The sequence below is a fragment of the Bacillus salitolerans genome, from assembly GCF_042680805.1.
GTDB classification, from domain to species: Bacteria; Bacillota; Bacilli; order Bacillales; family SA4; genus Bacillus_CJ; species Bacillus_CJ salitolerans.
The window spans coordinates 92,238-108,106 of sequence record NZ_JBHUEM010000009.1 but is presented as its reverse complement, the minus strand read 5'-3'; the positions used below and the strand labels follow the sequence as shown (position 1 = coordinate 108,106).

Genomic DNA, 15,869 nt, shown 5'->3' with positions numbered 1-15,869 from the left:
TTTTGAGTAAGACAGCCTTTAAGGAGTGAGAGCATGGGTTGGAATAATGGACAAGGGATGATGGTCTCACTGAATGGGACAAGCCTTAAGAAAATAGCGCTAGTTTTCGGTTTTTGCATTATGACGATGTTCACATTATCGGGGATTTTAACAACATTAAAGCCAGAATATCGAATATCTTCTTCATCGATGTATTCATTAACTAATAATTTAGCAAAGAGTTCTTTAGTGTATGTATTAGGGTATGAAAATCGATATTTCTTGCAAGCAGTACCGAGTGAGCAAAAGTCACCACAGTTATCGACTGCATTGTTCAAGGCAGCGACGAGCATAAATCCAGATGACCCAAGAAGTTTATTAGGGGGAGAAATTCCTGGATATCTTATATATGATGGGGAAATATTAGTAGCAGGTGATGGATCAAATTATACGAATATGCCTAGTGAGTCAGCCCCGCCGCTTGAAGTTTTGTTGGCTGAAAGAGAGGCTGCTGTCAAGGAGATAGAAAAACTAGATAAAACTGTTGAGAAAGATGAAAAACCGGTAACACCAATATTAACAACTGGGGAAAAAGATATTGTTTTTATTTATCATACTCACACTAGAGAATCGTTTCTTCCACTGTTAGAAGGGGTTACAGACCCTGATCTAGCTTATCATAAAGAAGCAAATATAACGTTGGTGGGCGAAATTTTATCTAATGAGCTAAAGAAGCGTGGAATAGGTACTGTCCTTGATAAGACTGATTTTACAGGTCTGCTAACTAACAGAGGCTGGAAATACTCCAAATCGTATGATGCTTCTAGACCTGTTGTAGAAAGTACCTTGGCTTCAAATAAAGATATCCAGTTTTTATTTGATTTACACAGAGATTACCAAAGAAAAAAGGAAACGACTGTTACCATTAATGGAGAAAAGTTTGCAAGGACATACTTTGTTATTGGTGGAGAACATGCTAAATACGAAAAAAATCTTAAGCTTGCGGAAGATTTGCATCATCTTTTGGAGGAAAAATATCCAGGATTGAGTCGAGGCGTTACAACGAAGCAAGGTCGTTTAACAGATGGAAAGTTTAATCAAGATTTATCAGAAAACTCATTAGTCATAGAGTTTGGTGGGGTAGACAACACACCAGAAGAATTAAAAAGAACAGCAGAAGCAATGGCTGAGGTATTTAGTGACTACTATTGGCAGGCTGAGAAGGTAAATCAGACACAATAGAACCCGCGAAATAAGGTGCGTAACATGATTAAATTTATGCTAAAAAGTTTTTTATTAATATCTGTTTTATTTATCTTGGTTTTGTTTGGAATGCAACATGCAAATGATGGAATACGGAACATGAAAGGTTACAACGATCCCAACTTTGAAGGGGCCTTTCAGATAACTGAAGCAGAGTCAGGTGATTTAGAGGCAGCCGTTCTAGGCGAAAGGGTTACTAGCCATGATATACAGGAAAAACACCAGAAATTACAGGAGATGGAAGCATTTAATATATTTTCCAAAATTGGTGCAAAATTTAGTGAAGGTATTGCGTTTTTCTTTCAAAAAATACTTGAGTTCATTACAAAGACAACTGAATAGTTATAAAAATATTAAATCCTGTGACAAATATACACAGGATTTTTTTGATAATTGGACTTCTCATAAAAACATACCCTTCATTCATTCCCCTAATTTATAGGACAGGGTATTGGAACATTAAACAAATGGCCAGCAAAAACTGACAGCGCTAACCAAGTTTTTCTGTAATACAATGTTTCATTCCTGTATAGTTGATGCCATTCGCAAAGTTATTACGTTCTACCCTTCATCCACAATAAATCTGATTTAGATTGAATCTTCCTTTTTGTATTGCTATAATCAAATTTAGTGTATTCTTGGTAGTACTGTAGGAGTGATAATAAAATGAGTAGTGAAAATAGACGTCAAAGGCAAGAAAGAATTCGAAATTTTTCTATCATTGCTCACATTGACCATGGGAAATCAACATTGGCTGACCGTATTTTAGAAAAAACAAGTGCTTTAACTGCACGTGAGATGAAGGATCAGCTTTTGGATTCAATGGATTTAGAGCGTGAACGTGGAATTACAATTAAGCTAAATGCTGTTCAATTACAATATAAAGCGAAGGATGGAAATCAATATATTTTCCATTTAATTGATACACCTGGTCATGTAGATTTTACGTATGAAGTATCACGTAGTTTAGCAGCTTGTGAAGGTGCAGTTTTAGTCGTTGATGCAGCTCAAGGTATTGAGGCACAAACTCTTGCAAATGTCTACTTAGCGTTAGACAACAACCTTGAGATTGTTCCGGTCATTAATAAAATTGATTTACCTAGTGCTGAACCTGAAAGAGTTCGTCAGGAAATTGAAGATGTTATTGGTTTAGATGCTTCTGAAGCAGTTCTTGCATCTGCTAAAGCAGGGATTGGTATTGAAGAAATACTAGAGCAGGTCGTTGAAAAAGTTCCAGCCCCACAAGGTGACCCTGATGGAACGCTAAAAGCGTTAATATTCGATTCGCTTTATGATCCGTATCGTGGTGTAGTAGCTTATATCCGAGTCGTTGAGGGCACTGTCAAGGTTGGCGACAAAATTAAAATGATGGCCACCAAAAAAGAATTTGAGGTAATTGAACTAGGGGTATTCACTCCAAAGGCTGTAGGAAAGGATGAACTTACAGTTGGAGATGTAGGCTATTTAACAGCTGCAATTAAAAATGTAGGTGATACCCGCGTTGGTGATACGATAACGAGTGCCAAAAAGGGAGCGACAGAGCCACTTCCTGGCTATCGTCGTTTAAATCCAATGGTATTTTGTGGTTTATATCCAATCGACTCTGCAAAATTTAATGATTTACGTGAAGCTCTGGAGAAATTAGAGCTAAACGATGCGGCACTGCAATTTGAGCCTGAGACATCACAAGCACTAGGTTTTGGATTCCGCTGTGGCTTCCTAGGACTTTTGCATATGGAAATCATCCAAGAGCGTATCGAACGTGAATTTAAAATCGATTTAATCACAACAGCACCAAGTGTTATTTATAGTGTATACATGACAAATGGAGAAGAAATCCGAGTGGACAACCCTTCAAATATGCCAGACCCTCAAAAGATAGACCGAGTTGAAGAGCCATATGTTAAGGCAACTATGATGGTTCCAAATGATTATGTTGGTCCAGTAATGGAGCTTTGCCAAGGAAAACGGGGAATTTTTATTGATATGCAATATCTTGATGAAAGACGTGTAAGTATTGTGTACGAAATTCCACTTGCCGAAATTGTATATGATTTCTTCGATCAATTAAAATCAAATACAAAAGGGTATGCATCTTTTGATTATGAACTTATTGGCTATAAAGAATCAAAGCTAGTTAAAATGGATATCCTGTTAAATGCCGAGAAGGTAGATGCCTTATCCTTCATTGTACACAGAGATTCAGCGTATGAACGCGGTAAAGTGATTGTTGAGAAACTGAAGGAATTAATCCCGAGACAGCAATTCGAGGTGCCGGTACAAGCAGCCGTTGGGCAAAAGATTATAGCGCGTTCAACCATTAAATCTATGGGTAAAAATGTACTAGCGAAATGTTACGGAGGAGATATCTCACGTAAACGTAAGCTACTAGAGAAACAAAAAGAAGGTAAGAAGAGAATGAAGCAAGTTGGTTCTGTAGAGGTTCCACAAGAAGCTTTCATGGCAGTCCTACGTATGGATGATGCAGGTTCGAAAAAATAAAGATCATAACGACTAATACCGCAGACATCTGCGGTATTTTCTTTAAAACCACAATTTATCATTCCGTGATTAATTTATTGTACGTTACTTCATATCTAGTAGTAGCGCAAAATTAGCTTTTAGTGAAAATTCCCAAAAATTATTCATCATTGTAAGAGGTGATTATTATCATTCAATCCGCATACATTCATATCCCTTTTTGTCATCAAATCTGTCACTATTGTGATTTTAATAAGGTTTTCTTAAAGGGTCAGCCTGTAGATGATTATTTAAACTATCTAGATTTAGAAATGAGAAATACGTTAGAGCGTTTTCCAACATCTGAACTCAAGACAATCTTCATTGGGGGAGGTACACCAACCTCTTTAAATGAAAGTCAATTAACAAAACTGCTCGAAAGTATACATTCACACTTGCCGACCGTTGCTAAAAATGTAGAATTTACAATTGAAGCTAATCCAGGGGATTTATCAAAAGCCAAACTAGATATTTTACAGCAAGGCGGGGTAAATCGTTTAAGTGTAGGTGTTCAGTCCTTTAATGACGAGTTGCTTACAAAAATTGGTCGAACTCATAAAAGCAAGGATGTATATGAAGGGTTAGAACGAGCAAGAAAAATAGGTTTTAACAATATAAGCATCGATTTAATTTATAGCCTTCCAAATCAAACAATAGTAGATTTTAAAGATACGCTTCATAAAGCACTTTCTTTACAGTTGGAGCATTTCTCTGCTTATTCCTTAATCATTGAGCCCAAAACGGTGTTCTATAATCTAATGAGAAAAGGAAGCTTACAGCTACCCACACAGGAAAATGAAGCAAAAATGTATGAAATATTAATGGACCAAATGGAGCTGAAAGGGTATTTTCAATATGAGATTAGTAACTTTTCTAAACCAGAATTTGAAAGTAGGCATAATCTTACTTATTGGAATAATGAGGAATATTATGGATTTGGTGCAGGTGCACATGGATATTTAAAAGGCGTTCGAAATGTGAATGCAGGGCCATTAAAAAAATACATGGCTTTAGTAGAGGAAAAAGGGTTACCATACGTTGAAGAACATATTGTAACAAAAAACGAAAAAATGGAAGAAGAAATGTTTTTAGGCCTTAGAAGAATGAAGGGTGTTCATATAAAAGATTTCCAAGCGAAATATGACCAATCTATGTTTGATGTGTTTGGCAGGCAAATAAATGAAAATGTGGAAAGGGGTTTACTTCAAATAAATGATGAAAACATCTCTCTTACAAGGAATGGAAAACTACTTGGGAATGAAGTATTTCAAACATTTTTGTTAACGTAAGCCCTTAATGATTGACATCTTATAGTGGTTTTGATAATTTATTATTAGAATTAGCACTCAGTTAACAAGAGTGCTAACAGAGGTGATAATGGATGTTAACTGATCGTCAGCTATTGATTCTTCAGGTAATCATTGATGATTTTATCCGTTCAGCCCAACCTGTTGGCTCAAGGACTTTATCAAAGAAGAGTGAGATTACCTTTAGTTCTGCAACGATTCGAAATGAAATGGCAGACCTTGAAGAACTTGGGTTTATTGAGAAAACTCATACCTCTTCAGGTCGTATACCGTCTGAAAAAGGCTACCGCTTTTATGTCGATAATTTAATACTTCCTCAGCAGCTTACGAAAGAAGACTTATTTAAAATACAGTCCGTTTTTGCTGAGCAAATTGTAGAACTTGAGAAGGTTGTTCAAAAATCTGCTCAAATTCTCTCTGATATTACAAATTACACATCAATCGTGCTAGGACCTGAAGTCAATGAAAACAAACTGAGACGTATGCAAATTGTTCCGATTAGTAAAACCGCAGCTGTTGCAATCATTGTAACGGATACTGGTCACGTTGAACACAGACCGATGACAATCCCTGAGAGTATCGACGTATCGGATATTGAAAAGCTAGTCAATATTATTAATGAGCGTCTTGTAGGGATACCAATTGTAGACTTACAAGATAAAATCTACAAAGAGGTAGCAACCGTATTAAAGGCACACATTCGTAATTATGAGAACTTGATGGGTGCAATTTCCGGAACATTTTCTGTATCGAACGCTGAAAAAGTGTTTTACGGTGGGAAAACAAATATGCTAGCTCAGCCAGAATTTAATGATGTTTCAAAAATAAGGTCTCTTTTGAATGTAATCGAACAAGAAAAGGAATTATATCGAATTCTCCGTTCCAAAAATACAGGCATTAATATTACAATCGGAAAAGAGAACCAAAATGAGGCAATGGTGGACTGTAGCTTAATTACAGCTACCTATTCTTTTGGTAAAGAACAGCTTGGAACTATTGCAATATTAGGACCAACGAGAATGGAGTATTCACGTGTAATTAGCTTATTGCAATTACTTTCACATGATTTAACGAAAGTTCTTGATCAATGGTATCAAAAATAATTGCCGTGTACAGAATAGTAACGTTTAACGTGAGGGAAACCCTGTTTCCCTCTTACATAATGATTTAACCTTTAAGGGAGGTGAAACTAGTGGCAAATGAAAAAGATACACTACAAGAAGAAGTAATAGAAGAGGTACTCGAATCTGAAGAGGACTTATCCAATGAGCTACATAACGATGTGGATCAATTGGAAATTGACGAATCAACAGATGCTCTGAAAAAGGTCTCAGAATTAGAAGCAGCTATTGAAGAAAAGGAAAACAAAATTCTTCGATTACAAGCTGATTTTGATAATTATCGTCGCCGTGTAAGGCTTGATCAGGAGGCGGCTTCAAAATATAGAGCACAAAACCTGGTTTCTGATATCCTACCTGCTCTCGATAATTTCGAAAGAGCGTTAAAGGTAGATACAGAGGATGAAAAAATGAAATCTCTTTTGCAAGGGATGGAAATGGTATATAGACAACTTGTAGAGGCAGTAAAAAATGAGGGTGTAGAAGTGATTGAAGCAGTTGGTCAAGTGTTTGATCCACACCTTCATCAAGCAGTTATGCAGGTTGAAGATTCAAATTTTGAACCAAACACTGTCGTTGAAGAATTCCAAAAGGGTTATAAACTGTACGATCGAGTGATTCGCCCTTCAATGGTTAAAGTAAATCAATAAAATTGAGACATGGAATGAGGAGGCACTAAAATGAGTAAAATTATTGGGATTGACTTAGGAACAACAAACTCATGTGTGGCAGTATTGGAAGGCGGGGAACCAAAGGTTATTCCAAACCCTGAAGGGAATCGCACAACTCCTTCTGTTGTCGCATTTAAAAATGGTGAGCGTCAAGTTGGAGAAGTTGCGAAACGCCAAGCCATTACGAATCCAAATACAATTATCTCTATTAAGCGTCACATGGGAACGAGCCATAAAGTAGAGGTAGAAGGGAAAGAATATACACCGCAAGAAATCTCAGCTATGATTCTTCAATACTTAAAATCTTATGCAGAGGACTACCTTGGCGAGACTGTAACGAAGGCTGTTATTACTGTTCCTGCATATTTTAATGATGCTGAGCGTCAAGCGACAAAGGATGCTGGTAAAATTGCTGGCTTAGAAGTTGAGCGAATCATCAATGAACCAACTGCTGCAGCATTAGCATATGGTCTAGATAAAACAGAGGAAGACCAAACGATTTTAGTATATGACCTAGGTGGAGGTACGTTTGACGTTTCAATATTAGAATTAGGTGACGGAGTATTTGAAGTAAAAGCAACTGCTGGTGACAACCGTCTTGGTGGAGATGACTTTGACCAAGTCATTATTGACTACCTAGTTGAACAATTCAAGAAAGATAACGGGATTGACCTATCTAAAGATAAAATGGCCATGCAACGTTTAAAGGATGCAGCTGAAAAGGCAAAGAAAGACCTTTCAGGTGTAACTTCAACACAAGTTTCCCTGCCATTTATTACAGCTGGAGAGGCAGGACCACTTCACTTAGAAGTAACACTTTCGCGTGCTAAATTTGATGAGTTATCTGCTGGTCTAGTTGAAAGAACAATGGGACCAGTTCGCCAAGCTTTATCTGACGCAGGACTATCTCCAAACGAACTTGATAAAGTCATTTTAGTAGGTGGATCAACTCGTATCCCGGCTGTACAAGAAGCAATAAAGAAAGCAACAGGAAAAGAGCCGCATAAAGGGGTAAACCCAGATGAAGTAGTAGCACTTGGAGCATCTATCCAAGGTGGAGTTATTACAGGAGATGTTAAGGATGTCGTATTACTTGACGTTACTCCATTATCACTGGGAATTGAGACGATGGGTGGAGTATTTACGAAGCTTATCGATCGTAATACAACAATTCCAACAAGTAAATCACAAGTTTTCTCAACTGCAGCTGATAATCAACCAGCTGTTGACATTCACGTCCTTCAAGGTGAGCGCTCAATGGCTGCAGACAATAAAACATTAGGTCGCTTCCAATTAACTGATATACCACCAGCGCCTAGAGGAGTACCGCAAATTGAAGTAACATTTGATATCGATAAGAACGGTATCGTAAATGTTCGTGCGAAGGATTTAGGTACGAATAAAGAGCAGTCAATCACAATTAAATCTTCAACTGGCTTATCAGACGAAGAAGTAGAACGTATGGTAAAGGATGCTGAAGCGAACGCTGAAGCAGATAAGAAACGTAAGGAAGAAGTTGATCTAAGAAATGAATCAGATCAGCTAGTCTTTACAACAGAAAAGACGTTAAAAGATTTAGGTGATAAAGTTTCGGAAGACGATAAGAAAAAGGCTGAAGAAGCTAAGGATGCTTTAAAGGCTGCAATCGAGAGCAATAATCTAGACGATATTCGCGCAAAGAAGGATGCATTGCAAGAAATCGTTCAACAACTTTCAATGAAGCTGTATGAAGAAGCAGCTCAGCAAGCTCAGGCAGCCCAAGGTGACGGCGGTACATCTTCTAAGAAAAATGATGATGTTGTAGATGCTGAATTCGAAGAAGTTAATGACGATAAGTAATAGATGGTAAGAAGAAAGTCTTAGTCAGGCCAGCCTTGGCTTTGACTTTTTTCTATGTATAGATGAATAATAATTGCTCACTTATTTAAATAAGTGTTACAATAGAATTTATGTGAATGAGAGAGTCCTATCTTCGGATTACTAATGGGAGTGGAAAACATGAGTAAACGAGATTATTATGAAGTACTAGGTCTTAGTAAGGGTGCAAGCAAGGATGAGATAAAAAAAGCATACAGAAAGCTTTCAAAGCAATATCATCCAGATATAAATAAAGAACCTGGTGCTGATGAAAAATTTAAGGAAATAGCCGAAGCTTATGAAATTCTTAGTGATGATCAGAAGCGTGCACGATATGACCAATATGGGCATACTGATCCTAACCAAGGTTTTGGTGGTGCTGACTTTGGTGGCGGCTTCGGTGGCTTTGAAGATATTTTCGATACGTTCTTCGGCGGTGGCAGTCGTAGAAGACGTGATCCAAATGCACCAAGACAAGGTGCAGACTTGCAATATACAATGACACTAGAATTCGAGGAAGCTGTATTTGGGAAAGAAACAGAAATAGAAATACCTCGTGAAGAAACATGTAATACGTGTGATGGTTCGGGTGCGAAACCAGGAACTAAGCCTGAAACATGTTCACATTGTAATGGTTCTGGTCAATTAAGTGTAGAGCAAAATACACCATTTGGAAGAATTGTAAACCGTAGGGTGTGCCATCACTGCTCTGGAACTGGAAAGTTTATAAAAGAAAAATGTTCAACTTGTGGTGGCGCTGGTAAAGTGAAAAAGCGTAAGAAAATTAATGTAAAGATCCCTGCAGGAGTAGATGATGGACAGCAACTACGGGTTTCTGGTCAAGGTGAGCCTGGTATAAATGGCGGACCCTCTGGCGACTTATATGTTGTATTCCGAGTAAGAGCTCATGAATTTTTTGAGCGAGACGGGGATGATGTGTACTGTGAAATGCCGCTAACGTTTGCACAAGCTGCATTAGGGGATGATATTGAAGTTCCGACTTTACACGGGAAAGTTAAATTAAAGATTCCAGCTGGTACACAGACTGGTACCAAATTTAGACTGCGAAACAAAGGAGTTCCAAATGTTAGAGGATACGGTCAAGGAGATCAACACATACATGTGAGAGTCATCACTCCAACGAAGCTATCTTCAAGACAAAAGGAATTATTACGAGAGTTTACGTCATTACGTGGACAAGAATCGCCTGACGAGCAGCATGATAGTTTTTTTGCAAAAGTAAAGCGAGCCTTTAAAGGAGAATAACTGGAATGGAGTTGGTAGATAGGTGAAATGGTCAGAGATTAGTATTCATACGACAAATGAAGCGATAGAGCCAATCTCAAACATTTTGCATGAAGCAGGGGCAAGCGGAGTTGTAATAGAAGATCCGAGTGAATTAAAAAAGGAACGGGAACAAGCCTTTGGTGAGATCTATCAACTCAATCCAGATGATTACCCTAAAGTAGGCGTTATTGTCAAAGCGTATTTGCCATATAGTAGTTTTCTTGGAGAAACGATTGATGAAATCAAGGAAGCTATTCACAACCTTCGTACGTATGACATTGATGTAGGTGAAAATAAAGTAACACTAAGTGAAGTGGATGAAGAAGAATGGGCAAATGCTTGGAAAAAATATTATCATCCTGTTAAAATATCTGAAAGGTTCACCATTGTACCAACTTGGGAGGAATATGAACCGAAAAGCAGTGATGAGCTAATTATAGAGTTAGATCCAGGTATGGCATTTGGTACAGGTACACATCCAACAACAGTTATGTGTATTCAAGCTCTTGAGAAAACGGTCAAAACAGGTGACACAATCATAGACGTAGGCACGGGGTCAGGGGTATTAAGCATTGCGGCAGCAAAACTAGGAGCAAGCAAAATTCATGCTTATGACTTAGATGAGGTTGCCGTCAATGTAGCAAAAGATAACATTGACCTTAATAAGGCAGGGGATATTGTCTCTATCTCACAAAACAATTTACTTGATAATGTGACTGAAACTCCCAACCTAATCGTAGCAAACATTTTAGCAGAGATTATCCTGCGCTTTGTTGAAGATGCATACAAGCTTCTTCAACCGGGTGGGTACTTCATTACATCTGGCATCATTAAGCCTAAAAAACAAGATGTAAAGTCAGCATTGATTAAAGCGGGTTTTATCATTGAGGAAACGTTAACAATGGAAGATTGGGTTTCTTACATTGCACGTAAATCATAATGGGGGAAAGCACAAATGTGCTCTTCCTCTTTTCTAAGTTTAGAAAAAGAGGTGAAGTAAATGCAACGATATTTTGTTCCAACCTCGCACTTTAATGAAAACACCGTTTATATCTCTGGAGATGATGTTCATCATATTAGCCGTGTTATGCGTATGATCGAAGGGGATCGTGTATACTGTTGTAATGACTTAGGAGAGACATGTATTTCTGAGATTACGAAAATTACCAATGAAGAAATTGAGTTACATGTTGTAGAATGGTTGGAGAACTCTGCCGAGTTATCAGTGCGCGTTTCTATTGCGAGTGGGTTGCCTAAAGGGGATAAGCTTGAGTTAATTATTCAAAAGGCAACAGAGCTTGGTGCCCATCAGTTTGTCCCTTTTAATGCTGCCCGTTCTATTGTGAAGTGGGATGAGAAAAAAGGCGATAAAAAAATAGAGCGCTGGAATAAGATCTCTAAAGAAGCAGCAGAACAGTCTCATCGTAGTATCGTACCTCTTGTCCAAAAACCAATCTCTATTGATGAACTGATTAGAATAAGTCCATCATTTGATTATAAGATGGTAGCGTATGAGGAAGAAGCTAAAGAAGGCGAAAAAGCAAAGTTTGTTCAACTACTATCACAAATGAAAGCAGGTCAATCATTGCTAGCCGTATTTGGTCCAGAAGGTGGACTTACAGATAAAGAAGTTTTAAAGCTAAACGAAGCTGGATTCCTATCATGTGGATTAGGTCCAAGGATTTTAAGAACGGAGACCGCACCTCTTTATGTGCTTTCGGCGGTTTCATATCACTTTGAATTACAGGGGTGAAAATAGATGTCAACAGTGGCTTTTCATACATTAGGTTGTAAAGTAAATCATTATGAAACAGAAGCAATATGGCAACTTTTTAAAGAAAATGGCTATGAACGAGTTGATTTTGAACAAGCGTCAGACGTTTACGTCATCAATACATGTACAGTAACAAATACGGGTGACAAGAAAAGTCGACAAGTGATTAGACGAGCTATTCGTAAAAATCCTGATGCAGTTATTTGTGTAACAGGTTGCTATGCACAAACATCACCTGCAGAAATCATGGCTATTCCTGGTGTTGATATTGTGGTTGGTACTCAAGATCGTATTAAAATGCTTGAGTACATTGAACAATATAAAATCGAGCGTCAGCCAATAAATGGTGTAGGCAATATTATGAAAGCTCGTGTATATGAAGAGCTAGAAGTACCTACATTCACAGACCGTACTCGTGCCTCTTTGAAAATCCAAGAAGGCTGTAATAATTTCTGTACGTTCTGTATTATCCCATGGGCTCGTGGACTTATGCGTTCTCGTGATCCGAAGGATGTAATCAAACAAGCTCAAAGCTTAGTAGATGCAGGCTATAAGGAGATTGTCCTTACAGGAATTCACACAGGTGGCTATGGTGAAGATATGAAGGACTACAATTTTGCTATGTTACTACGAGAGCTGGATGAAAAAGTAGTAGGCTTAAAGAGAATTCGTATCTCTTCTATTGAGGCGAGTCAAATAACTGATGAAGTAATTGAAGTATTAGATAAATCCGATAAGATTGTTCGTCATCTTCATATCCCTCTTCAATCTGGCTCAAATAGTGTTCTCAAAAGAATGCGTCGTAAATATACAATGGAGTTTTTTGCAGAGCGATTAACGAAGCTTCATCAAGCATTACCAGGTTTAGCAGTTACATCAGATGTCATTGTCGGTTTCCCTGGAGAAACGGAAGAAGAGTTCATGGAGACGTATAATTTCATTAAAGAGCATAAGTTTTCTGAGCTTCATGTATTCCCTTATTCAAAACGTACTGGTACACCAGCTGCAAGAATGGAAGACCAAGTAGATGAAGAAGTAAAAAACGAACGAGTGCACCGCTTAATTTCTCTTTCTGATCAGCTTGCTAAAGAATATGCATCACGATTTGAAGATGAGGTTTTAGAGGTTATTCCAGAGGAACGCTATAAGGAAGAACCTGGAAAAGGATTGTATGTAGGTTATACAGACAACTATTTGAAAGTCGTTTTTGAAGCTACAGAAGAAATGATTGGTCAAATTGTTAAAGTGAAGATTAATAAAGCAGGTTATCCTTATAACAAAGGACAATTCATTCGTGTCCTTGAAGAAACAGTAAATGTATTCCAGGATGCTCGATTGAGTTCATAAGAAAGATCAGTTGAATTTTTATTCAACTGATCTTTTTTTTGAATTATTAAGAAAGTATAAAAGTTTTCAGTAAGAGAAGGGGCTAGTGACTTGGAATCAAGCTCCAGCACCCAGCCACTCGAGGTCAAATAACCCAAAATGAGCAAAAGGGAAAAAGCACCCTTTTTCTTATGTAGGAACATTTGCTCTGCCTTATGCTAAACAGGGCGCTTGCGCCCTTTGTTCCATAGGAGAAGATCGCTCTTTCTAATATTTATCAAATGTTAAAAATGAAAATGCACATAAGTTCATTTTAAGGAAATCATAATAATTGATAAATCGTTTATTGATTATTTTTTCTTTACATAATATACTTAATATAAACTTTTGTTCATTTACAATTAACAAAATTTCATAAGGGGTTCTTCGATTGAAAGATGAGAAACTAAGTAAATTGATAGAAGTAGCAAAATTATATTATCAATTTGACTTTAGTCAACAACAAATTGCTGAGCAGTTAGGGGTTTCAAGACCCTCTGTATCAAGGTTGTTACAACAAGCAAAAGAAAGAGGAATTGTTCAAATAAAAATATTAGATCAAACTGAAGGAACTGAACAATTAGCCGAATTACTTAAGAAATATTATAAATTAAAACATTGTATTGTGATCCCAATTCTCGAGAGTAACAAAGATGCAATGAAAAAAGAACTTGGAAAGGCAGCTGCCAACTACCTGTACGATATCGTTAAAGATGGAGATATTATCGGAACAACATGGGGGACTACTTTATATCAAGTGGCACAAAATGTTCAACATAAAAATGTAAAAGGCGTTTCAGTTGTTCAACTTAATGGTGGAGTGAGTTACTCTGAAACACATACGTACGCATCAGAAATATTAAACTATTTGAGCGCAGCTTTTAATACAGCTCCACACTTTTTACCATTACCTGCGGTTGTGGATCATCCATTAGTTGCGAATGCTATCATGTCAGATCGTCATATAAAGCATGTTTTAGAATTAGGGAGAAAAAGTAACATTGCAATATATACGGTCGGAGAACTTTATAATGACTCTACCTTGTTTAAAGCTGGATATTATTCAGTTGAAGATATTGAACTAGTCAAAAATCATGGTGGAGTTGGGGATATATGTTCTAGAATATTTAATAAATATGGACATATTTGCAGCCAAGATTTGGATGAACGAACAATTGGAATTAAACTATCTGAACTTAGTAACAAGGAATATAGTATTTTAGTCGCTGGTGGATTAGAAAAAACAGAAGGTATTTACGGGGCTTTGACCGGTCAATTTTCTAACGTTCTAATAACAGACCAATACACCGCTCAATCATTATTAGAAATGGAAGAAGGTGAACAATAAGTGGACCAAGAAAAACTTGTTCATATAATAAAGGAAATAACGGTAAAGACATTAGAAAAACAAAATGAAAAGTTAAATGAAATTCCAATAGCAGTTTCCAATCGGCATGTGCACCTTTCTACACTTCATTTAGAAAGACTGTTTGGCAAAGGTTATCAATTGCAGAAGCTAAAAGATTTATCACAGCCAAATCAATTTGCTGCAAAAGAAACAGTTACTTTAATTGGTGCTAAAGGGAAAATAGAAAAAGTTAGAGTATTGGGACCAGCAAGAGGAGAAACACAGGTCGAGGTATCTTTATATGATGGTTACACTCTTGGAGTGACTCCACCTATTCGAAATTCTGGTGATATAGAAGGGTCCCCTGCGATAACCATTCAAGGACCAAGAGGACAAATCAAGTTAGAGAAAGGTTTAATTTGTGCTGCCAGGCATATTCATATGCATACATCAGATGCTGAAAAACTTGAAGTAAGAGATGGGGAACATGTCCAAATAAAAGTAGCGGGTGAAAGAGGAGTCATCTTTGACCATGTTCTCATACGTGTTTCTCCTCATTATCGACTAGAGATGCATATTGATTTAGATGAAGCAAACGCAGCTCATATACAAAATGGGCAAATCGGAACACTTATAAAATTGAAAGGGGGGAAAAAGTGAGAGAAAAAATAGAGGAATTAGTGAGACAAGTGGTAGTAGAGTATGTGAACAATGAACGAAATGAAGAGCAAAAAAGGAATAAAAAGCTGTTTGTAATTCTTGAAGGAAATTCGATGCTATCGAAGGATGAAATTTGGGAAGTTATTTCAGTCTTATCAAAGTCATATAAGATTTCTGTTTGTGTGACGGAAAGTCCTGTACAAATTCCAATAAATAGTAAGCACGAATCCATTCAAGTTGTTGATACTTCTAATATGGATATAGTTCGTTTACGTCTTGAGGAAGCAAACATTGTCTTTGTTCCAGCTCCTTCTCTCTCTACATTAGCAAAGCTTGCTTTAACGATTGATGATACTGAAATACTAAAGCTACTGATAGGAGCACAATTTGCCGGAAAACCAATAGTAGTAGCAAAGGACTCACTCATTCCAAAAGGTGATCAAAAGGTAACCACACCGTCTTCAATCCAAAAGAAAATACATACATATTTAAAGCAACTTAGAGAAGATCAAGTCCAAGTCACAACATTAAAGAAGGTTGTGAAAGACAATTATTTTGAGAATTTTACAGAACATCGTCCAATCGTACTTGCAAAGCATATTGAAGAGGTTGCAAAAGAAGGATTTGACGAGTTTCAAGTACCTACGAATAGCATCATTACACCATTGGGAAGAGAGTATGCAAAGGATTTAGGTATCTCAATAAAATATAAGGAGTAGG

General features: G+C 37.2%; 14 protein-coding genes. All 14 read left to right on the top strand.

Annotation, left to right across the window (positions count from 1 at the left end):
- The first annotated feature begins 33 nt into the window (after positions 1 to 33).
- The 14 genes from spoIIP to ACFSCX_RS08570 all read left to right on the top strand — a co-directional run bounded on the left by spoIIP (position 34) and on the right by ACFSCX_RS08570 (position 15,868).
- Positions 34 to 1,221, top strand: coding sequence for a stage II sporulation protein P (gene spoIIP / locus ACFSCX_RS08635; RefSeq protein WP_377927793.1), 1,188 nt, complete (start codon positions 34 to 36; stop codon positions 1,219 to 1,221).
- A 24-nt stretch (positions 1,222 to 1,245) separates the two neighbouring features.
- Entirely contained in the window at positions 1,246 to 1,584 is a 339-nt protein-coding gene (locus tag ACFSCX_RS08630) for a YqxA family protein (protein ID WP_377927792.1), read from the top strand.
- Positions 1,585 to 1,908: 324 nt separating this feature from the next.
- Entirely contained in the window at positions 1,909 to 3,744 is a 1,836-nt protein-coding gene (gene lepA, locus ACFSCX_RS08625; RefSeq protein ID WP_377927791.1) for a translation elongation factor 4, read from the top strand.
- A gap of 167 nt (positions 3,745 to 3,911) precedes the next feature.
- A complete protein-coding gene (gene hemW, locus ACFSCX_RS08620; protein ID WP_377927870.1) occupies positions 3,912 to 5,051 on the top strand; it encodes a radical SAM family heme chaperone HemW in 1,140 nt (379 codons plus the stop codon).
- A gap of 92 nt (positions 5,052 to 5,143) precedes the next feature.
- On the top strand, positions 5,144 to 6,172 hold the full coding sequence (gene hrcA / locus ACFSCX_RS08615; protein WP_377927790.1) for a heat-inducible transcriptional repressor HrcA: 1,029 nt from the start codon (positions 5,144 to 5,146) through the stop codon (positions 6,170 to 6,172).
- A gap of 89 nt (positions 6,173 to 6,261) precedes the next feature.
- A complete protein-coding gene (grpE, locus tag ACFSCX_RS08610) occupies positions 6,262 to 6,837 on the top strand; it encodes a nucleotide exchange factor GrpE (RefSeq protein WP_377927789.1) in 576 nt (191 codons plus the stop codon).
- 30 nt (positions 6,838 to 6,867) lie between these two features.
- A complete protein-coding gene (gene dnaK / locus ACFSCX_RS08605; RefSeq protein ID WP_377927788.1) occupies positions 6,868 to 8,697 on the top strand; it encodes a molecular chaperone DnaK in 1,830 nt (609 codons plus the stop codon).
- A gap of 159 nt (positions 8,698 to 8,856) precedes the next feature.
- Entirely contained in the window at positions 8,857 to 9,981 is a 1,125-nt protein-coding gene (dnaJ, locus tag ACFSCX_RS08600; RefSeq protein WP_377927787.1) for a molecular chaperone DnaJ, read from the top strand.
- 22 nt (positions 9,982 to 10,003) lie between these two features.
- Positions 10,004 to 10,942 (top strand): 50S ribosomal protein L11 methyltransferase, encoded by a 939-nt coding sequence (gene prmA, locus ACFSCX_RS08595; RefSeq protein WP_377927786.1) that lies wholly within the window; start codon positions 10,004 to 10,006, stop codon positions 10,940 to 10,942.
- A 60-nt stretch (positions 10,943 to 11,002) separates the two neighbouring features.
- Positions 11,003 to 11,755 carry a 16S rRNA (uracil(1498)-N(3))-methyltransferase gene (locus tag ACFSCX_RS08590; protein ID WP_377927785.1) on the top strand — a complete coding sequence of 251 codons (753 nt, stop codon included), beginning with the start codon at positions 11,003 to 11,005 and terminating at the stop codon, positions 11,753 to 11,755.
- Positions 11,756 to 11,761: 6 nt separating this feature from the next.
- On the top strand, positions 11,762 to 13,123 hold the full coding sequence (gene mtaB / locus ACFSCX_RS08585) for a tRNA (N(6)-L-threonylcarbamoyladenosine(37)-C(2))-methylthiotransferase MtaB (protein ID WP_377927784.1): 1,362 nt from the start codon (positions 11,762 to 11,764) through the stop codon (positions 13,121 to 13,123).
- Positions 13,124 to 13,532: 409 nt separating this feature from the next.
- The gene (locus ACFSCX_RS08580) at positions 13,533 to 14,489 is read left to right on the top strand and encodes a sugar-binding transcriptional regulator (RefSeq protein ID WP_377927783.1); all 957 of its coding nucleotides are present in this window, start codon (positions 13,533 to 13,535) and stop codon (positions 14,487 to 14,489) included.
- Positions 14,490 to 15,149: a phosphate propanoyltransferase gene (locus tag ACFSCX_RS08575; protein ID WP_377927782.1), complete on the top strand. Its 660-nt coding sequence runs from the start codon at positions 14,490 to 14,492 to the stop codon at positions 15,147 to 15,149.
- Entirely contained in the window at positions 15,146 to 15,868 is a 723-nt protein-coding gene (locus tag ACFSCX_RS08570) for a hypothetical protein (protein ID WP_377927781.1), read from the top strand. The genes ACFSCX_RS08575 and ACFSCX_RS08570 overlap by 4 nt, the downstream gene beginning before the upstream one ends.
- Position 15,869: the final 1 nt, after the last annotated feature.